We start from the raw sequence: 19,135 nt of genomic DNA, 5'->3' as shown, positions 1-19,135 counted from the left end.
CGCTATCAATAGTAATGGCTCCCTCATTCTTGAACTTGCTGAGCAGTCGGGTAACTGTAACCCGCGTCGTTCCAATCCCATTAGCTAAATCCTGATGAGTAAGACGCATTCCAATCCGAATACCCTCTGCTACTGGCTCACCAACTTCCCGTTTTAACAGCAATAGTAAATGTTGTAAGCGTACCTCAACCCGGCGCTGACCCGAGATTGCTAACAGGATCTCTGTCTGTCGCATCCGACGCACTAGTTGGGGTAAAATAGTTTGGGCTATATAGGGAGAATTGTTGATTTCGGCTAAAGAATACCATTTGAGACGGACATCAGTTAGGGCGATTGCCTGATAACTTGACAGCACAGAAAACCAATTGCCAAAGAATGCAGAAGACTCTGCCCAACCCAACCATATCTCCTCCCCTTCTGGGGAAAGGGTACTCAGCTGGACTCGGCCTTCGTCTACCTCCCAAACACCCTGTGCTACTAGAGGGATATGCTCACCCCTAGCGTAGAAATGCAATCGGCGTTTAACCTTTGGCTCTTGCTGCTTTCTCTGTAGAATTGCTCTCGAAAATTGGTGCATAGGGGCAACTCTGGTGGATACTTTCCCTACCTTAAGGCAATAAGGTAAAGGGTCGGTAATCAAGAGATTAAGCCATTACACAGAGGAACAAGATCGATGTTACCTCTGAGTCATTGTCCTTAACCTGCCTACCACTAAAATGCCCTTTATAAAATTAATTATGTAAGTATGACGTAGAAGTATGAGCTATGAATGATCAAGGATGAAGTATGAAGATCGATGTCACAGATGAGTCATTGTCCCTATCTCCCCTACCGCTAAAACGCCCTTTATTAATGGTTGGTCACGGCACTAGAGACCCCGATGGGCGTCAGACTTTCCTTGATTTTGCCCACACCTATCAAACCTTGAACCGTTCTCGGCCAGTAGTGCCTTGTTTTTTGGAACTGACTGGTCCAACTATTCAACAAGGAGTAGAGAGTTGTGTCCAGCAGGGTTATACAGAATTGACTGTATTACCGATTTTACTGTTTGCAGCTCGCCACAATAAATTTGATGTTACTAACGAGTTAGACCGGGCAAGGGCAAAATATCCCCAAGTCAAATTTCACTACGGGCGTCATTTTGGAATTACTACGGGAATTCTGGATTTATGGCGGCAACGGCTTGCCAAACTTGACCAACCCCAACCAGAGTTACCCGTTAGCCAGTTGAACGGTGAACGTTCCCATCTAGAACCTTCAACACAACAACCTCTAGCCTTAAAAAAGGACACAGTACTTCTATTTGTTGGTCGTGGCTCCAGTGACCCTGATGCTAATGGTGATGTTTACAAAATGGCTCGCATGCTCTGGGAAGGCAGTGGCTATAAAACTGTGGAAACCTGCTTTATTGGCATTACCCATCCTCGGTTAGAAGAAGGCTTCCGTCGCGCCCGACTCTACCAACCTAAGCATATTATAGTACTTCCTTACTTCCTATTTACCGGGGCTTTAGTAAAAAAGATTTTTGATATCACAGCTCAGCAGCAGAAACTTTATCCAGAGATTCCCTTGACCTGTTTACCAGAAATGGGAATTCAGCCTCAGCTGCTATCTGTGCTCAGGGACCGAGAAATCGAGGCTCAGTTGGGGCAAGTGCAGATGAATTGTGAGATGTGTAAGTTCCGCCTAGCAGCGATTGGTAATGGTGCTGACAACGGACACTCCCACCACCATCACCACGGGCATCACCACCACCACCACTCTCACCAGCATAATCACAATACTCCAGACCCCTATCAAGATTTGGAAAAATACCACCAGCGTATTTGGCAAGCACCCTAGGCTTAACAGGTTGAACGCGATCGCGTGGCCTTTTGGCCAAGGTTAACAGGTTGGCTGGTTGAAGGTTGAAGGTTGGCTGGTTGAAGGTTGAAGGTTGGCTGGTTGAAGGTTGACAGGTTTAAGGTTAACAGCTTGAAGGTTAACAGCTTGAAGGTTAATCCAGACAACCTCCAACCTATACTACAAGGGACGCCTGGGCAAGAACAACATTCAACCAAAGAACCTACCCTACACCGAACGCCAAAGGCGAACAACCCCATAACCTTCAACCTTCAACCCCATAACCTTCAACCTTCAACCTTCAACCTTCAACCTTCAACCTTTAACCCCATAACCTTGGCCAATAGGCCACGCTTCGCGAACAACCTTCAACCCCATAACCTTTTTTGACTGACCAATGTCTCAAGACTTTAACGTTGGCGATCGCGTAAGAGTAATTACATTACCACGCTACGTCAAAACTGCTGAACCAATGCCCATGTTACGACCTCCTGATGTGATTAAAGTTGGGGAAGAGGGAGTAATCCTCGACCGACGTCCAGGAGGATACTGGGGTGTTCGCTTTTCTAGAGGAGCATTTCTGATCGATAGTCAGTACATTGAGTTAGTTCAGGAGGAAAATCCAAACCCCTAAATGCTAATCGCTTTTTCCTGCTGATGTGCTTCTGCCCATGTACCTTATTTACAAGATGAGCTTAATATTATCCATAGCGATTACAATTTTGCAGTCTGAACGTGACTTGGGAGATAGATGTGTACAGCTTCCTACAGTCCCTCGGAATTGCCAACCCTAGGGGAAGTGGCTGGCTGGCAGTCATATTAACTTTCGGATTGGCATGGGCAGTGACTAGATGCTTGATGCCAACTTTACGCTCATTTGCCTTGGAGGTTGGTTGGGCTGACCAACCCAATGCTCGGCGGCTTAACCAAGAACCCTTACCCAATGCAGGAGGCTTAGCTATCTATACCGGAGTCGTAGCTGCACTGGTACTAGCTACTCTCCTTAGACCGATTGTCATCGAAGGGGTGTTAGCTCAAGTGCTGACTATTCTCCTGGGGGGCTCGGTTCTGGTACTGGTAGGTTTTATTGATGATCAATTTGGTTTGCCTGCCTATGTACGCTTGTCGGTTCAAATTATTGCTGCCCTGTTGTTAGTGGCTAGTGGTGCAGGGATTAAAGCCACCTTCGGGACTCCGATTGATGTCCAACTCTCCATGTTACTTACGGTTCTATGGGTTGTGGGTATTACTAATGCCATTAACCTTATGGATGGGATGGATGGTTTAGCAGCAGGGGTCAGCTTTATTACTGCTATGAGCCTGTTAGCGGTTTCAGCTCAGTTTCCCAGTCGTGCCGCAGCAACATTGCTTCTGGCAGCCCTAGGGGGGTCAGCTCTTGGCTTTTTGCGCCATAACTTCCATCCTTCCCACATTATTATGGGAGATGCAGGTGCGTACTTTTTCGGGTATGTACTAGCTGCCAGCAGCATTTTAGGGTCTTTAAAAGTGACTACGGTATTTGCCCTAGTCCCTCCAGTAGTGTTTTTGCTATTGCCAGTTCTAGATACTACTCAGGTATTTGTGCGACGGTTGATCAATGGTAAAAACCCTCTAACTACCCCAGGTAAAGACCACCTACATCACCGCTTGTTAGCCTTTGGTTTTTCCCAGCGCTATGTTGCCCTTATCCTTTGGGGCATTACCTTAGTGTCTAACTGGCTAGCGATGAAACTACAAGATATGACTCCTAGGGTGATCTATGCCACGACAGGGGGTATCATTTTGCTGTTAGGCATTACTGTTTTGCAAAGAATTAGAGCGAAATGAAGCGTTGCCCAATTGTGGAATGATTCAGGGTAATCGGTAATTGGTCATGGGTCATGGGTAATTGGTAACTGACCCAACTCTACTTGGTATCCCAAACGATAGTCAGCAATGCCCTGGTCAGTGCTGGCAAGAGCAGCATGTGCGTAGGGCGTAAGCTGACTACTCTTGCTCTGGAATTGAACGGACAATCAGCCCGCATTCCACCATCTTCGCGATAGCAAGTGGTGGTTAGGGCGCAAGGGAAGTGGGTTGGCATTTGTGGTATAATTTGCTTAACTACTTTGGCACTATTACCCTCCAGACCAAGAAAGCTGGGAATTAAGGGTAGATATAAGACCGATGTAGCCAAGTTCGTAACTCTTAAGTCTTGGTGTCGCCCGATTAGAAAAGTAGGGAGCTTGCGCCAAATAACGATACATAACCAAATACAGAATTTGTTTCTATAGGCTCTAGCCGGAAATGAGAACGAGGTTCAGTATGGCAAAAGTCCCTGCTGTTCACCGAGAAGCGCGGTTTCCGAGTATACGGGTAGCTGTCTCTATCGAGAAGAGTGTCCTACTTGGATACCACCACCTCGCCCTTAGGCAGGTGGTGGTGCTTCATATATTAAGATATATTAAATTGTCAATTAAATTGACATATTATACGAGACCGCTGCTAAAATAAATTGGGGGTCAGACCCTACATAATTTAATTGGGATTAAATGATATAATATGCATTTTATTATTATATCCCGATTAAATCACCTGCTTTGAGGCGATTTGCTAGCAACAAAGCCGCCCTCTTCAGTAAGCAGCAAGACTACCGCAATTTAACAGATCACTTATTGATGCAAAGCGCGAGTAGGGGTTTCTCCCAAGACCGCTTAGGTGCCCTTGACCCGTAATTAAATTCGCCACGGGTCGCACCTCTGCATCGCTTTACCCAATTTCTTGCTTGCAGCGGTTAAAGATGACCAATTACCCCTTAATTAATCTCTTACTACCAGCTGTAGTTATCTCCAGCACGATATTTTCTAGTTTGACCTTACCGTTTGTTTTCAACAAATCAAAACCAATCGTTGTTGAAGTTAAACCGTTTTTCAACGTCGAACTTAAACCTATCTTCCATGAAGACCATAAGGATTTAGCAATTCCTTATCTTGGCGTTGCCATCCTAGTGAGTGTGTTAGCTGGTCTTGGCACTGTTGAAGTGGGAAGGCAATGGCAAAAATACCAAGCATCAGTCAGAGAAAACAACAGACAACTCCTCCAGCAGATCCAATCCCTCAACCAAGCCGAATCCGAACCAGAGGATGAACCAGATGTTCCAGAATACCAACCAGATGTTTCAGCAATAGCTCTTACCCAGACCGATGATTGGGTCAGAGGTCGAGCACTAACTCCTCCTAACACTCAATCGTTTGCTGTTGAACAACCCTATGGTGTTGTTGCAACCAATAAAGTTATTCAGTTTAAACGGAATAGAGTAGCTCAAACTAGAGGGATGGCTGTAAATGCCAACCAACTCAAGTTTTACCCTGAATCCCAAAACAATAATTCAGTTCAACTCGGAGCTTCCCCTGTTCCTGCTCTTGCTCTCCTTCAGGATTTGGAATTATCCTCCAGTCATATTATTAAATCCCGTCAGGATTACCAAATCTGCTGGATTAACGTACCTCATTTAAGCAGACGCTTATTAGCCATTAACGTTGATGGTCAATACTACAGTTTTTTACGATTAGAAAAAACCCAAGAACAACTGATCGCTATCTTGTCTAAGGTAGCTGATCAGCTGGATAAAATAGTAATTACTCATATCGATAAAGGCTATGTAATTTGGAATTGGGAACAGGAGGTATTATCTAATAATTAATTTGGAATATTTTTAAATTTAAACTATCGTAAACAATATGAATACTGAGGACATTCAGTCACAATATTCTCTTGGGGAAAGAGATTTTAGTGGAGCTGACTTAAGTCAAGTCAACCTCAGCCAGGTAAATCTGGAACGGGTAGTTTTATGGCGAGCCGACCTGAGTCAAGCAATTCTTACTGGCACTAATCTCAGTAGCGCTGATCTCTGGGGAGCTAATTTGAGGGAAGCCGACTTAAGTCAAGCTGTTCTATGTGGTGCTAATCTGGGTCAGGCAGACTTGAGCGAAGCTATTCTACACTTAACTAACCTCCATACTACACTATACAATTTTTCCACTCAGTTTCCGCCAAATTTCGACCCTACCAAGGCAGGAGCTTATTTAATTGCCCCCGAGGCTTTACTAACAGAAGCTAAATTGAGTGGGGTAGATCTCAGTGATACCAATTTAAGCGGTGCGAATTTGACTAGAGCTGACCTGTGGAAAACTAACCTCAAAGGCGCTGATCTCAAACAAGCTAATCTAACCCGTGCTTGCTTGATTGGGGCTGACTTACAGGATGTTGACCTAACAGGAGCTAATTTGAGCCGCTCCAATCTGATGGGGGCAAACCTGAAGGGTGCTAAGCTTCTAAATGCAACCCTGAGCGGTATACTCTACGACGAAACCACTCAGTTTCCTGAAGATTTTGACCCAGTGAAGGCAGGAGCACATTTAATTGCTCCTGGTGTATCTCTACCAATGGCTAACCTGAGTCAGTCAAACCTCAGTGGCGTGGACTTAAGCGAAGCAGACTTATCCCAAGTTGACCTGAGTCAGGGTCACTTTTTTGGTATATCTTTGCTTAGAGCTAATTTAAGGAAAGCCAATTTAAGAGGAGTTCAATTCTGGGAAGCGGATCTACGAGAAGCCGATCTACAGGAAGCGGATTTGCGGGGAGCGGACTTATGGTTGAGCCTAATTAGTGGCGCGGATTTCAGGGGAGCAGATTTAAGGAGAGTTAACTTGTTTGGAGTAGATCTGTCGGCCACTAATCTCGAAGGGGTTAACCTCAAAGGAGCAATTTATAACCAACAGACTCAATTTCCTGAAGATTTTGACCCCACAGCCCATGGCGCATATCTCATTGCTCCGGATGTGTCTCTGTTTGGGCTAAATCTTCAGAGGGCTGACCTCAGAGGAGCTGACTTGAGTAGGGCAGATTTGAGCAAAGTCAGCCTGTTCGGGGCAGATCTTTTCTCGGTTAATCTCGAAGGAGTCAATTTGCTCGGAGCGCTCTACGATGAAGCCACTCGATTTCCGGAAGGGTTTGACCCCAGCCAACACGGAGCCTACTTAATTGCCCCCGGTGTATCATTTTCAGATCAAGAGTTAAGTGGGACTGATCTCGGGGGAGCTAACTTGAGTAAGGTAAATTTGCTTGGTGCAGATCTGCGCTGTGCTAATCTCGAAGATGCTAAATTTGAGCGATCGCTCTATAACCAAACTACTCAATTTCCGGAAGGGTTTGACCCTAGTAAGTTGGGAGCATATTGCATTGTGCCTGTTGCTTCCCTGTCAGGGAAAGATTTGAGTGGAGTCAACTTAGGAGGAGTTGACCTTAGTCAAGCTGACCTAAGTGGGGCTAATCTCAGTCAAGCTGACCTTTGGGGGGCAAACCTGAGTCAGGCAAACTTAGCAGGGGCTAATTTGACAGGTGCTGACCTGTTAGGGGCAAATTTAATTGGTGCTGACTTAACCAAGGCCACTCTAAGTGGTGCTAATCTCCATGGGGCACAACTTAAGGATGCTAAACTAGCTGGGGTAGACCTGAGTGATGTTGACTTGAGCAATACCTTTATCAGTGGGGCAATTATGCCTGATGGTACGCTTCACCGCTGAGCTGTTAGAAGGCAAAAGGCAAGCCTTCAGCTATCAGCTATCAGCTATCAGCTTATGCGCTACGCGCACGCTACGCGAACAGCTTATGGGGAAAGTCTCAGCGTCGTTCGCACAGCGTGGCCATTCGCGTAGCGTGGCCGAAAGGCCAAGGCCAAAGCCTGTGCCACAAAGCATCTCAAGTAGCGTGGCCAAGGGCTTTTCCCCAGACTTTAAATTCTGATTAATCTCGAACTATTAGGTGCGACCCGTGGCGAATTTAATTCTTAATGGGTCAAGCCCACCTTTAAATTATCATGTTTGCCCACGCTACGGAAGGTTTATTTTGAGCTGTTCGCGAAGCGTGAGCTAAAAGCTCACGGCTGACAGCTGACGGCTGAATGCTACGTAGTTTAGATGGGAAAACTCTGAACAAAGGTTGTCTGAAAGTCAGCGTTATAGGTGGCTTGGTGGAGATTGATCAGTACAACTATGTTCTGTCTATTGGGGGATAAACGAACTTCTCTGATGGAATATTTCCTGATAGCTTCACGGTAATTGTTCAGTTTACCTAGGGTCAGTTGGCGATAATTGTAATTCATGACTAGCTGCATTGAAGCCCGGTCTATATCAGACATTCCTCCAGATAAAACCGAGGGAATATAAATTTGTTCTAAACGAATCTCTAGTGGGTCTTTTTCTTTATCCACCAAGACCTTAACCGTCTCAGTGCCATTAGGTTCAATGGAACGCTCAATAATTGGCAGTTTTAGTCCTACTTTTAGTTGATTGAGTCCTAAGCTCCGTCTTATTCTTTGGGTTTTCCTTAGTAAGCTATCTTCAGCGTCTTTAGGAGTGAGATTGGAATCCGAGTAGTTATAGTTAGTTTCTAGACAACCCTTCTTGACACAAGCGTTAGTGGCTACATCGATAATTTGGATTTTGGCAGTAGGAACCTTTGTGACATGGTTTCTAGCACTTTCCAGATAAATATAGTTGCGGCTATCTACGGAAAAACCTGACAATCGACGATTGGTTTTGACAATAAGTGCTAATCCCTCCTCCCCAAGCAATAGTAGGAAGAAGCTAGCAATCAACAAACTTGAATATAAATAAAAGCGTTTCATCCGATCACCCATACCCTTTCGACTTCCCTAATCCTTTAATTGGTATTTTCCATACCAGTGAGGATGTTTCTCTGGAGTATAGCGTTTCCTAGTCTAATCAGGTAGATGTCTAGTCAGGTAAGCTGTTACCAAATCAAATAACTTTAAAATCAGAGATAGTCTCAATCCACACCCTTGCTCCACATTTGAGGGGATCATCGGGGCGATACATCACTCGACAGGGCCCATTGACTTCCACGGTATGACCATAAGTGTTTTGAGAGCCTCGTTTGACGGTAATCACAGGGTTGCGCTCTCCCGTCGTGAGATTTTTCCGAATTACCCTTTGATTAACATGAATCACAGCCTTAGTGTACTCTCTGCGCTTTGACCAGTTCCGCTTTGGACCGCGAGTGCCAGGAGTAACTACTGGCATGCCATCAAACAGAGGAATCACCCAAGTTCTACCCACTTTATAGGCTCCTTTCACTCTGCCTTTGCTCAGAAGGTAACGGACGCGAGTGGCGGAAACACCTAGTAAATCGGCGGCTTGTGCGGTAGAAATCATCATGGGTGGTTAACCATTGCGTTAACGATACTGTTAATATAACAGAATTTTGGAGAAGATGCAAGGAATAGGATTTTAGGTATTAATTACTAGGTCTAGGTGCAGGGAGCAGGGAGCAGGGAGCAGGGAAAAAATTCTGTATAGTGCGTTCGCTTTTAGCGTGGCCTACGGCCAATCGCGTAGCGGCTCTTTTGGAGCATCCCGTAGCGTGACCTATGATCAATCGCATTCGAGGCAAAGCGCCTCCGTTGCGGCTTTCCAAAAAACTATTGCATTGACGCATCAATAATGACTGTGGGTGGCCACATCAAAGTTAATTATTAGCTACAGTAAATGCGTTCGCGTAGGGTGACCTATAGTCAATCCCATTATCAGTCAAAGCGCCTAGTTCTGGGTTTCCAAAAAACTATTGCATTGGCGCACCGATAAATCCATAGGGGAGATAGTTTTTTGATAAAATAATAATATCATGTCCGGATAATTAGTGATAAAAAACCTTCTGGGATTACACCTTACTCTTTTACTTCTGCCTTCGATTTCCGCCTAGTGTAAGTATTCAACCGGACATGATATTAAAACTAATTAAGTCCGATTTATTCTTAGCCTTTGATTTTGCCGCTGCCATAGGAATCCACATATAACTAGCCCAATCACAAGAATTGCAGAGACAATGCGAAAACTTACTTGTTCTCCAAACACTAAAGCCTCAACTGGCGCTGTTGTCACTGAAAATTGGGTGTCTACTGGGAGTTGGCTAGCAGATAAGCGGGAAAACAGAATTCCAATCAGCGTTATACCCATAACCTGACCTAAGGCTTGTGAAAAGAACCAGAGTCCAGAGGCAACACTGAGATATTGTGGAGGTATGCTGCCCATAATCGCACTTTGGTTAGAAGGTTGGAAAAAACCGCAACCGATTCCAAAGGGGAGCATGCGCAATAAATAGCCCTTAACCGTCAACTCTTGGCTAAAGGTGCTGATTGTCAAGCAGCCGATCAGTAATAATGTCATTCCGATCGTACTAATGCTTCTTTCGCCAAAACGATCGGCCAGGTATCCAGCTACAGTACCTACACAGATTGCTAATATAGGCAGCACCGCTATCAATAATCCTACTTGTTGTTCGGAATAATGCTTAACGAGTTTTATAAAAAAGGGCAAAATGAACATGACAGCAGTGGCAAAAGCATAGTAAATTAAACTTAGCAGTAGACGGAAACTTAATTCCCGCGATCGAAATAAACTCAGGTTCAGCAATGGTCGATCTGATTGCTTCTGAGACCACAAAAAACTAACGCAACCCATTACCGCGATCACAAATAAAACCCAGGTTATTTTGCCATCTAAATCCTCTCCTTGTATGCGTGTTATTCCCAGGAATAAACAAGTTAACGTTATCGCTAAAATCAATGCTCCCCAAAAATCAAAATCCGCATCTGACCTATTGCTACTGCCCCTGGGAACTGCCAGCATCGCTAACACTATGCCGATGGAACAAATTGGCACATTAACCAAGAAAACTGAACGCCAACCCAAGTGCTCTATCAGCACTCCTCCTGCCGTCGGTCCCAATGATACGCCCACCCAACCCGTGCTAGTAATAATCCCCAGGGCTAGTCCTCGCTTGGCATCAGGGAACACTTCAGTCGCGATCACGGGCGCTAGGACTGCAATAAACACAGCCCCGATTCCCTGAAATATACGTGCTGCAATCAATAAGTTAATTGTAGTGGCGATTCCACAGATCAATGAACTTATGGTAAATGCTGCGAGTCCGATCATATAGAGCCATTTCTTGCTCCACATATCCCCCAAGCGAGCCACACAAAGCACCAGGATCGCCAGCACCAGAAAATAACTCATAGGAACCCATTCAACAGTGGCAAAGTCGCTATGCAAATCTTCTACCAGTGTTGGCAAAGCCAAATTGACAATATGAACATCTAGGGAGAACAGAAACGTTCCTAAACTCACAGCCAATAAGACCCACCATTGTTTAGAGATAGCTGTTTCACTGGCTTCTTGACTTTTCATATGCTCTCACAAATAGTTATTTTGGCTCTTTGGTACTTACTAGATCAATCCTAAATGAGTTGTACAACAAAAGCTTATTCAATTCTTTACTAAGTAGGTGGGTTTAATTATCCGTCAAATAGCGATTGATAGTCACAATGTTTAAAACATCTTGACTACAGTTTTCCAGCTTCATTCTGGAATTCGGAGTTTTAACGTTTATTTATGCCCACCTACTTATCCAGTAATTTTAGCGCTTATCCTCCAGAAGAGTTGCACAAATAATTTAGGCTCAGTCTACACCAACAGCCATTGGACCATACCATTGACTATACCATTTACGAAGCTCTTTACTCGTGGCACCAAAAGGAGGTTTATCTTTTTGCTCCAGAAGATGAGCAACCATTGCAGAGCTACGTGCACAGAGGAATAGTCCTGTTCCATAGGGTGGCATCCAGGGTTATTTCATTCTGGATCTAGGTAACGAGTTTAAAGGCTTTCAGCCATCACATACCTGAATGCTCGAAGGCTGAAAAGACGTATCCTCGTCAATGCATAAAATATTGCAATTTAGAATGAAACAGCCCTGCTCTAATATTTATCGGGCACCGACAGAAATTTTAATTTATCCGACCAACTCTCATGTGTAATGGCCATTGAAATAAAATTTTCCTCTCGGGATCGCCCCAAGCCTTGACTAGACGCTTGGAGAATTCTAACATTGGTTCGTGGGATTGAACATAAATCATTTTTTGAACAGCAGACACACTATTCAAATATCCAAGGAATTCTTCCATGTTCCATTGGCATTCCATTGTGAAAATAGGTGTTTTTAACTCAGCAAAAGGGAAAGGAATGGTTTGATACTTTTGAATAAGTAGTTTTATTTCTTCAGCTCCAAACTGGTCAAAGACAGTAGTAAAAAAATCTCTCAACATTTGCTTCAAATGTTCTTCTTCTCGGAGCAAATTAAAATACCAGTATCCCCAGATAGCAATAATTCCTCCAGGCTTAGAAATCCGCTGAACTTCCTGATAAAATTCTTCCAGATTAAACCAATGAACTGCTTCGGCAACAGTTATTAAATCTATAGATTGATTCGCTAGCCCAACTTTTTCTGCAACTGCCAAAGAATATTTAATCTTATCATGATTAAATGCATAACTAATTTGCTTTTCGCTAGCATCTGTAGCATAAATTTTTTGAAAATGAGATGTTAATCCCAAGGCTACTTGACCATTACCAGTTGCACAATCCCAAGCAGCTTTACATTCGGTGACTTGAGTAGCTAAATACTCGAATAAAGCTTCTGGATAATGAGGTCTATAGTTTGCATAATTATCTGCTTGCTTCGAGAAATAGTCCTTAAATTGTTTGACCAAGTTTCTTCTCCTACGAACTTTCGCTCTCCTCCGACGCCAAGACCCGCCGGTTCAGTATTCTCTAGCAACCCGGTTTCTTAACCGATGCTCTAGCTTGATGATACCCTCAACCAGACGAGATAAAACACTGAACCTCTTGTGCAATCAAGTGAGGAGCATAGCCAGTTGTATTAATGAACAGAGTTCGACTTGGGGCTAAATCTTCTAAAATGGATCTAGTTTCGTATGGATTATAGTTGCATTTTTCTGCAACAATAATCTTTAAGCAATCTCGTAATTCATGTATGGAAAAGTAACCTTTATTCACTTTTGCTAGGATCTCTTGTGTTTGTTCATGGGCAAAAAGATTGCTATACTCTGGTATCCCTAATTCAGCAAAACTACTGATTTTATTTTCATTGTAATTAGATTTTATTGGGCTAGATTGCGCAATGCGATCAAACAAATCCTTACGAGTTAACAGGCGTTCCAATCGGACATAGTTAGGAGCTTCCAAAACTAAAAACTTAGCTTTTGGTAGAATTTTGATTGCGTATTTTACCTCCTGCTTTCCTCGCAAACCATCAAAAAGTAGCGGAAAGCAAAGTTGAGACGGATTAATCTGTAATTTGCTCAAAATATGGACTATTCCCTCAGGAAAAAGTTCCTTATAGCGACGGGTATAGGAGAAGCGTGTAACACGGCAGGTAATATCATCTTCTTTTTCTGCTCCATCGATCTGCATCACCGTCGGAATAATAAATTTATCAGTTAAAGTACGACGATTAGGAAACAGCGTAAAGTTTAGCTCTGTATCGGATAAAGCATTGATAAGTGTACTTTTACCGACTCCCGTCAACCCAACTAAAATAAACAAGGGCTGTTCAACAAGCGGCAGCCAGCCATCAACCGCTGATAATCCGTATCTAATCCCAGAGCTCAACTCTATAGACTCTATAGACTTAGTTTGTTTTTGGTTTAATGGCATTATTAGTAAAGTGTTATAGACCTAAGCATTCTTCACTCAAAGTGAGAATATTATTCACAATTATCAAAAGCAAAACATTGATTAACTATGTGGGGCAATTCGTTGTCAATATCAATACCAGTCCCTCGTTTAGCCAGCACTTTAACCTCATTGAGAATGCAATTCATTAAAACCCTATTATTGGTCACTCCCTCTTGACCAATTTGTTCCAGAGCTAACTCAACTGAAGCTCTGCCCGATTGCATTCCTAATGCTAAGTTATTTTTGTTTGTCAAACTAGCAAGAGCTAAACTTTGGTAAAGCATCGGATCTTTAGCAATTGCTTTGACGTGAACCCCAGCATAGTGAGTGAACGCATTTTTTCCCATAATGGGTAAAATAGGCGGAATTGAAATATGGGAATATTCACTCACAATATGGTATAGATCCTTAAGATAGTTAAACTCCCAAGGCAATTCTGATTCAACCATCTCGCCCAAATTGACCAACAATGTTGCTAAATCAACAATACCAGCACGTTCTCCTAACCCCATCACAGTTACATCGATAATGTCTGCTCCAGCCTGGTAAGCATCAAGAGCATTAGCCAGTGCTAAACCTCTATCATTGTGACAATGAACAGCAATTTTAGGATATAGCTGTTGTCCAGCTAGTTTTTCCTTCAAAGTTTTGACAAAATACGAGTAACTGCGATCGTTCTTAAATGGAGTAGCATATCCTGTTGTGTCTGCGATGCTAATAATATCTGCGCCTGCTTGTACCGCAGCGCTTGCTACTTCAATAACTTGTTCGATTGAGGTACGTGTCGTATCTTCTGGTGTATAGCGAATTAATAGGTTTGGGTTTTGTGCTTTGGCATAGCCAATAACTTCCACCACTTGCTCAATGGCATTTTCGATTGTAATTTGGTAGTCACGCTCTAAACGGTGATTGGCAACACTCAAGAAGATACCCAAAAAATCGATTTTACAATCTAATGCTTTTTGAACATGATCGATGCGACAAAGAGAGTGAGCACCAATCTTAGCATTCAATCCCGCATTAGAAACCAAGGCTACAGCTTCACAAATTTCAGGATCAACAGCAGGATTTCCTACTTCAATAATATCAATACCAATTCGATCTAAAAGTTGAGCAATTAATAACTTGGTTTCAGGGGAAAAATAAACACCAGGAGTTTGTTCTCCTTCTCTTAGGGTAGAGTCAAGAATCTGCAACATTAAGTTAAAAAATATCCTTTTCTGGTAATTAACTAAGCGTAGTCAAAACTTGCTTCCAGGCTTGAGGGCATCATAGAATTAAATGCAGTCGTTTTCAATATGAGCATGGAAAATCAGTTTACCACTACTGGGGTCAGTGGCAATGGCTTCTGTGAGGCTTTGTAGCTCGATGCCTCTGTTAGACAGGGTTTCGACCATCTCAATTAAATCTTTGAGTGAGCGTCCCAACCGGTCTAAACGCCACACCACCAGTACATCTCCAGTTCGGGCGATGGATAGGGCTTGTTGTAAACCGGGTCTGGCAGCATTACTACGACCGAATCTGGTTTACTCGTATTCCCTCGAAGCACTGCACCCCTTGATGACTGCCATTTTCTAAGATGTGTCAGGCAGTCAGGATAGATAGTCCCTGAAAATGAAAAATTACCAATCAAGTCGTTCAGGTTTCTATTCCGAACATACAGTTGCTCTGGATTGAACCTGGGTCCGTCAATATCTGTACCAATATATCGATATCCCATGTTATATTAGTATCTCCTAAGGTATAACTAAGCTTAGATTTATCTCTCAATTCAGCTCTACAACCCAGTGTCGAGGTAAAACTTGAAGCCCAGATTCACTTGGCTTGATTGCTTATAAGTGTTCACTACATACTTGACTCACTTACTAGTCAAATTAGTACCACTATCCTCACCCAAGACCAACATCTGGTTCAAGCTAGACATTCTTCCATATCCTCAATACTTCCCCAGCTTCATGGGGAAAGCATTTTTCTTCATAAATCTTAAAATAGGTTGGTGGCGATCGCCTATTTCCTGAATTTTTACTTTATAAATGCTCTGTTTGAGCAAATATATAGTTTTTAACCTCCCCAGCTTCAATCTACATCTTCTTACTCTAGAATGATTTGCCCTGCACAATGTAGGGGATGATCCGGGGGATACATTACTCTAGATGGTCTATTGACTTCCTTTGTATGACCATAAGTGTTTTGAGAGCCTCGTTTTACGATAATCAACAGCGTTGCACTCCCCTTGAGATTGTTGCAAATTACCTTCTGATTAACCTGGATAACAGTAGTGGTAATCTCTACCCTTTGAGCAGTTCCAAAAAACTATTGCATTGGCGCACCGATAAGTCAAATGGGTGGCGACATCTGTGGCTAATCGTATTAATGACTAATTACAGTAAATGCGATCGCGTAGCGGCTCTTTTGGAGCATCGCTTTTAGCGTGGCCTACGGCCAATCGCGTAGCGGCTCTTTTGGAGCATCCCGTAGCTTGACCTATGGTCAATGCCATGATCAGCGCCTCGGTTCCAAGTTTCCAAAAAACTATTGCATTGGCGCACCGATAAGCCAAATGGGTAGCGCTATAGCAAATTTCAGGCAAATACTTGATATTTGGCTAAAATTACCATAATATCATAAATAGGTTGATACAGCAAGCCCACCGAGACGAGCCGTAACCAACCGGGAGCGAGATGCCAGACCCATAGCTTTGCCCGGCAAGGTCTGCCACTGGCTCTTGCAATCAAGAAGGCCACTTATTTGAACTTCCCCATCCGTCGCAGGAATAGGGATTCCCAGGCACAACCTAATTGGCTGTTATCGACCTGGGCGTAACTTTCCCCCGCACGGTCGGTAGCTGGTAGGGTCAATACCCAGTTTTTTTTTGAGACCCTTATTTTTTATATTAACACTATTTAAAATTCATCCCCGACCTAAGAGGACGGGGTATTCTTTTCCCTTTAAAACTCTCTCCTTCGAGAATAATGAAAAATTATCCAAAGAAGGATCCACAGACACACAACCCAAGTTGTGCCAAAGCCCAGGTCGATGGATATCAGCAAGCTCTTAGGGATTTTGGCATCACTGAATTACTCGCGAAGCTCAGCCATTGCAGTGAAACTGGCTTCCATACCAGGCTACCGATCCAGCCTATTGAAGCTGATGCTATTGCTGCAGTGCTAATTCAGCAACTCACTACCAGTCTCAACCCTAGCTGGCTAGCTCCCTATCTCCATGGCTTTCAACATCACCAAGGAGTAACAGATATAGCCTGGGAAAACCATTTGCTTTCTTTAGCGCTGGAGGTGGCATCATGAACAAACCTGATGCTTCCTTAACTCAGGCCAAGCAAGAGCTAATTAAACAATACAGCTCCTGTCAACTCGGGATGACACCAAAGGAATTCTACAGCAAATGGCCCGTGACTCACTCAATGATGGCCATGATTTGCTCCCGTTCGGTAGCGACAGTGGGGCGCTGGTTTAGCCGGGGTCGTAATTATCTGCGGCCTCAACCATCGGATTTGCGTCATCTGGCTCTGATGGATTTTTTGTTGGAGCACTTTGAGGAGATTCCCGTTCGCGTAGCGTGGCCTTTGGCCTTAGAACTGCGGAACATGCTCTGTCCCCCAAATCACGATCAGTGCTGACAGCTTGACCGCTGATAGCTGAATGCTTACAAGAAAACTTGTCAATTGTTAATGGTTTTTAGATTAACAATTGACAAGTAACAAGTTAGATCGAGAGAGTTGGTAATTTGTATTCCAAGAGATAATCTATTCCTAGAAAAATCACCTTCCAAATCCGCGCTTACCTCGACGTGAGCGCATTTCTTGACGAATTTGTTGGCGCTGTTCCTCGGTGAGAATACCCCTCATATCTTCTCGTGCTGACTTGTGAATCTCGCGCATTTGGTCTCGCTGCTCTTGAGAGAGATTCATACCCTCCCTTGCTTCTCGGAGTTGACGGCGCAGTGTTTTTATAGTTTGGAACCGCCGTTGTTGCTCGGGAGTGAGAATATCCTCAATTTTAGCTTCAGTATTGTTACGGATGTTTTCAAACTGCTCTTTTTGCTGGTTAGTAAGGTTAAGTTTGGATAAAAATGGAGGCATTCCTTCGGCGTTAACTGCCATGGGAAAAGTAGTGAGGGTAATTGCTGCGATACCTGCAAATAGAGAAAAGCGTTTGATGTTCATGATGTTCACTCTTTAGCTATTTATAAGTATGTATTTTGTGATCTGATTTCTGTTTGATGTCTCTATCCTAAAAACGGAGAGGGTGAAACCACATGAGGCAAAAGACCTGAATTCCTCTAGGACTTTAGTCCTGGGCTAGATATGACCAATGGGTCTTGCGTTACCTTCGACACATGGATTAAGGTTGTTGGTTGTTTGTTATTGGTTGTTTACAAGAATCGTGAATGCGCCATCCTATTCACATTACTAACCACCCAATTCGATTTCTGCTCTACCTGGAGTGGATACTGCTGATCATTACCGCTTTGGTGGAATTACTAAAACTTCCTTTTCCCCCGCTACCTAGGTCGCCACTACTCAATCTTGTTTTCCTGGGAGTATTTGGGTTAATGGGATTGAGATTACCAACAAATCAGCCTATTTATAAGATACTTTACACCGCCGCCGAAATTGGGGTAATTCTCTTAGCGTCCATAGTGGGACACATTCGGCTGTTGCAACTGATGTTAATTATATTAGTTGTTCGCAACTGTTTTATCTTTGAGTTCCAAGGTCGCTTAGTGATGACTGGATTTGCGCTGATATTATTCCTAATGAGGCAAATGGTTCGATTTCAGCATCATGCTCTGAGGCATCGTCCTCCCTTTAGACCACCTCCTGTGTTCAGACCACCACCGACAGGGTTGATTCCGGAGCGATTACTATTTATCTTATTGAGTTCTGTCTTGATATTTGTATTGGTTTTAATCGTTTTGCAGCTATTAGTGGATGCTGTACTATCAGAACGAAAAAGTCGGGAAGACCTGGCACAGGCTAATGCTCAACTGCGTCAATATGCCCTCCGGATTGAAGATATTGCTACGCTGCAAGAACGTAACCGTATTGCTCGGGAAATTCATGACTCCTTAGGACATTCTTTAACTGTATTCAATTTACACTTGGAAGCAGCTTTAAGACTATTACAATCTGACCCGGCTGAAGCCAAAGAATTTATATTAGAAGCGAAACAACTGGGTAAAACTGCTCTGAAGGATGTACGTCAATCCGTTGCTTCCTTGCGTTTAAATCCTTTACAAGAGCAATCTCTAGAAAATGCGATCGCATCCCTAATCGACGACTTCCAAAAGTCCACAGCCATCTCACCCACATACCATCTTAACCTAAAGCGTTCAATCCCTGGCGACATCAAAATCGCAGTTTACCGTATTGTCCAAGAAGGGTTGACAAATATCTTTAAATATGCTAAACCTACTGAAGTAGACATCCAAATTCAGACAGCAACAGATTTACAATTAATTATTAAAGACAACGGCATTGGATTTTCCCTCAACCAGAACACAACCGGTTTTGGTTTACAAGGAATGCGAGAACGCACCCAAGCCTTAGGAGGAACCTTTAAAATTGAGACAGCACCAGGAGCTGGCTGCAAAATTATCGCTCATTTTCCCTTACCAAAGGTTTAATTTATATAGCAATCAGCAATCAGCAATCAGCAATCAGCAATCAGCAATCA

24 protein-coding genes and 1 pseudogene are annotated in these 19,135 nt (G+C 43.4%); 10 read left to right on the top strand and 15 right to left on the bottom strand.

Features of this window, described 5'->3' with window-relative positions; all coding sequences use genetic code 11:
* Positions 1-577, bottom strand: a 577-nt coding sequence (locus tag F6K38_RS08200; RefSeq protein ID WP_287356432.1) for a Crp/Fnr family transcriptional regulator, incomplete at its 3' end; no start/stop codon positions are given.
* Positions 578-786: 209 nt separating this feature from the next.
* Here F6K38_RS08200 and F6K38_RS08195 point away from each other — a divergent pair.
* Positions 787-1,842: a sirohydrochlorin chelatase gene (locus tag F6K38_RS08195; RefSeq protein WP_008182946.1), complete on the top strand. Its 1,056-nt coding sequence runs from the start codon at positions 787-789 to the stop codon at positions 1,840-1,842.
* 2 nt (positions 1,843-1,844) lie between these two features.
* On the opposite strand, the gene F6K38_RS08190 is transcribed toward F6K38_RS08195, so the two are convergent.
* Positions 1,845-2,009 carry a hypothetical protein gene (locus F6K38_RS08190; RefSeq protein ID WP_154659757.1) on the bottom strand — a complete coding sequence of 55 codons (165 nt, stop codon included), beginning with the start codon at positions 2,007-2,009 and terminating at the stop codon, positions 1,845-1,847.
* On the opposite strand from F6K38_RS08190, the gene F6K38_RS08185 reads away from it, so the two are divergent.
* The 3 genes from F6K38_RS08185 to F6K38_RS08175 all read left to right on the top strand — a co-directional run bounded on the left by F6K38_RS08185 (position 1,990) and on the right by F6K38_RS08175 (position 3,669).
* Positions 1,990-2,232, top strand: coding sequence for a hypothetical protein (locus F6K38_RS08185; RefSeq protein WP_131826832.1), 243 nt, complete (start codon positions 1,990-1,992; stop codon positions 2,230-2,232). The two genes, F6K38_RS08190 and F6K38_RS08185, sit on opposite strands and share 20 nt — an antisense overlap.
* Positions 2,233-2,239: 7 nt before the next feature.
* Positions 2,240-2,476 (top strand): regulatory protein SipA, encoded by a 237-nt coding sequence (gene sipA, locus F6K38_RS08180; protein WP_008182949.1) that lies wholly within the window; start codon positions 2,240-2,242, stop codon positions 2,474-2,476.
* A 113-nt stretch (positions 2,477-2,589) separates the two neighbouring features.
* Entirely contained in the window at positions 2,590-3,669 is a 1,080-nt protein-coding gene (locus F6K38_RS08175) for an MraY family glycosyltransferase (RefSeq protein WP_044492818.1), read from the top strand.
* A 79-nt stretch (positions 3,670-3,748) separates the two neighbouring features.
* Here F6K38_RS08175 and F6K38_RS08170 read toward each other — a convergent pair whose 3' ends face one another.
* Positions 3,749-4,018: a hypothetical protein gene (locus tag F6K38_RS08170; RefSeq protein ID WP_131826833.1), complete on the bottom strand. Its 270-nt coding sequence runs from the start codon at positions 4,016-4,018 to the stop codon at positions 3,749-3,751.
* Positions 4,019-4,621: 603 nt separating this feature from the next.
* Here F6K38_RS08170 and F6K38_RS08165 point away from each other — a divergent pair.
* Genes F6K38_RS08165 through F6K38_RS08155 form a run of 3 tightly spaced genes read left to right on the top strand, consistent with a single transcriptional unit; the run spans position 4,622 to position 7,626 of the window.
* Complete coding sequence (locus tag F6K38_RS08165) at positions 4,622-5,524, top strand: hypothetical protein (protein ID WP_008182953.1); 903 nt, start codon at positions 4,622-4,624, stop codon at positions 5,522-5,524.
* A gap of 37 nt (positions 5,525-5,561) precedes the next feature.
* Positions 5,562-7,406 (top strand): pentapeptide repeat-containing protein, encoded by a 1,845-nt coding sequence (locus tag F6K38_RS08160; RefSeq protein ID WP_008182955.1) that lies wholly within the window; start codon positions 5,562-5,564, stop codon positions 7,404-7,406.
* Positions 7,387-7,626: a hypothetical protein gene (locus tag F6K38_RS08155; RefSeq protein ID WP_287249356.1), complete on the top strand. Its 240-nt coding sequence runs from the start codon at positions 7,387-7,389 to the stop codon at positions 7,624-7,626. Before F6K38_RS08160 ends, F6K38_RS08155 begins: the two co-directional genes overlap by 20 nt.
* 169 nt (positions 7,627-7,795) lie before the next feature.
* Here F6K38_RS08155 and F6K38_RS08150 read toward each other — a convergent pair whose 3' ends face one another.
* The 11 genes and pseudogenes from F6K38_RS08150 to F6K38_RS08100 all read right to left on the bottom strand — a co-directional run bounded on the left by F6K38_RS08150 (position 7,796) and on the right by F6K38_RS08100 (position 16,183).
* On the bottom strand, positions 7,796-8,509 hold the full coding sequence (locus F6K38_RS08150; RefSeq protein WP_044492821.1) for a DUF2259 domain-containing protein: 714 nt from the start codon (positions 8,507-8,509) through the stop codon (positions 7,796-7,798).
* Positions 8,510-8,642: 133 nt separating this feature from the next.
* Positions 8,643-9,059, bottom strand: coding sequence for a helix-turn-helix domain-containing protein (locus F6K38_RS08145; RefSeq protein ID WP_008182959.1), 417 nt, complete (start codon positions 9,057-9,059; stop codon positions 8,643-8,645).
* Positions 9,060-9,138: 79 nt separating this feature from the next.
* Entirely contained in the window at positions 9,139-9,285 is a 147-nt protein-coding gene (locus F6K38_RS08140) for a hypothetical protein (protein WP_161603151.1), read from the bottom strand.
* Between the two features lie 353 nt (positions 9,286-9,638).
* On the bottom strand, positions 9,639-11,090 hold the full coding sequence (locus tag F6K38_RS08135) for an MFS transporter (RefSeq protein ID WP_008182961.1): 1,452 nt from the start codon (positions 11,088-11,090) through the stop codon (positions 9,639-9,641).
* 599 nt (positions 11,091-11,689) lie between these two features.
* Positions 11,690-12,451 (bottom strand): class I SAM-dependent methyltransferase, encoded by a 762-nt coding sequence (locus F6K38_RS08130; protein WP_008182965.1) that lies wholly within the window; start codon positions 12,449-12,451, stop codon positions 11,690-11,692.
* 106 nt (positions 12,452-12,557) lie between these two features.
* Positions 12,558-13,418, bottom strand: coding sequence for an AAA family ATPase (locus tag F6K38_RS08125; RefSeq protein ID WP_287294275.1), 861 nt, complete (start codon positions 13,416-13,418; stop codon positions 12,558-12,560).
* Positions 13,419-13,468: 50 nt separating this feature from the next.
* The gene (locus tag F6K38_RS08120; RefSeq protein WP_008182969.1) at positions 13,469-14,638 is read right to left on the bottom strand and encodes a LeuA family protein; all 1,170 of its coding nucleotides are present in this window, start codon (positions 14,636-14,638) and stop codon (positions 13,469-13,471) included.
* 105 nt (positions 14,639-14,743) lie between these two features.
* Positions 14,744-14,947, bottom strand: a pseudogene (locus F6K38_RS08115) (recombinase family protein); the annotation flags it as partial.
* Positions 14,872-15,159, bottom strand: a complete 288-nt coding sequence (locus F6K38_RS08110) for a hypothetical protein (RefSeq protein WP_131826834.1) — start codon at positions 15,157-15,159, stop codon at positions 14,872-14,874. The pseudogene F6K38_RS08115 and the gene F6K38_RS08110, both read right to left, overlap by 76 nt.
* A 657-nt stretch (positions 15,160-15,816) precedes the next feature.
* Positions 15,817-15,939 (bottom strand): hypothetical protein, encoded by a 123-nt coding sequence (locus F6K38_RS08105; RefSeq protein ID WP_267875502.1) that lies wholly within the window; start codon positions 15,937-15,939, stop codon positions 15,817-15,819.
* Positions 15,940-16,021: 82 nt separating this feature from the next.
* Positions 16,022-16,183, bottom strand: coding sequence for a hypothetical protein (locus F6K38_RS08100; RefSeq protein WP_154659758.1), 162 nt, complete (start codon positions 16,181-16,183; stop codon positions 16,022-16,024).
* A gap of 228 nt (positions 16,184-16,411) precedes the next feature.
* Here F6K38_RS08100 and F6K38_RS08095 point away from each other — a divergent pair, with 228 nt between their 5' ends.
* On the top strand, positions 16,412-16,744 hold the full coding sequence (locus F6K38_RS08095; protein WP_008182974.1) for a hypothetical protein: 333 nt from the start codon (positions 16,412-16,414) through the stop codon (positions 16,742-16,744).
* The gene (locus F6K38_RS08090) at positions 16,741-17,076 is read left to right on the top strand and encodes a hypothetical protein (protein ID WP_008182976.1); all 336 of its coding nucleotides are present in this window, start codon (positions 16,741-16,743) and stop codon (positions 17,074-17,076) included. The genes F6K38_RS08095 and F6K38_RS08090 overlap by 4 nt, the downstream gene beginning before the upstream one ends.
* A 141-nt stretch (positions 17,077-17,217) precedes the next feature.
* Here the strand turns inward: F6K38_RS08090 and F6K38_RS08085 are convergent, their stop codons facing one another.
* Entirely contained in the window at positions 17,218-17,622 is a 405-nt protein-coding gene (locus F6K38_RS08085) for a Spy/CpxP family protein refolding chaperone (protein WP_008182978.1), read from the bottom strand.
* 224 nt (positions 17,623-17,846) lie between these two features.
* On the opposite strand from F6K38_RS08085, the gene F6K38_RS08080 reads away from it, so the two are divergent.
* The gene (locus tag F6K38_RS08080) at positions 17,847-19,085 is read left to right on the top strand and encodes a sensor histidine kinase (RefSeq protein ID WP_008182981.1); all 1,239 of its coding nucleotides are present in this window, start codon (positions 17,847-17,849) and stop codon (positions 19,083-19,085) included.
* Positions 19,086-19,135 lie beyond the last annotated feature (50 nt).

The organism is Moorena sp. SIO3B2 (assembly GCF_010692525.1).
In the GTDB taxonomy this organism is placed as follows: Bacteria; Cyanobacteriota; Cyanobacteriia; order Cyanobacteriales; family Coleofasciculaceae; genus Moorena; species Moorena producens.
The sequence above is the reverse complement of the archived record's forward strand: the minus strand, read 5'-3'. Positions and strand labels throughout refer to the sequence as shown.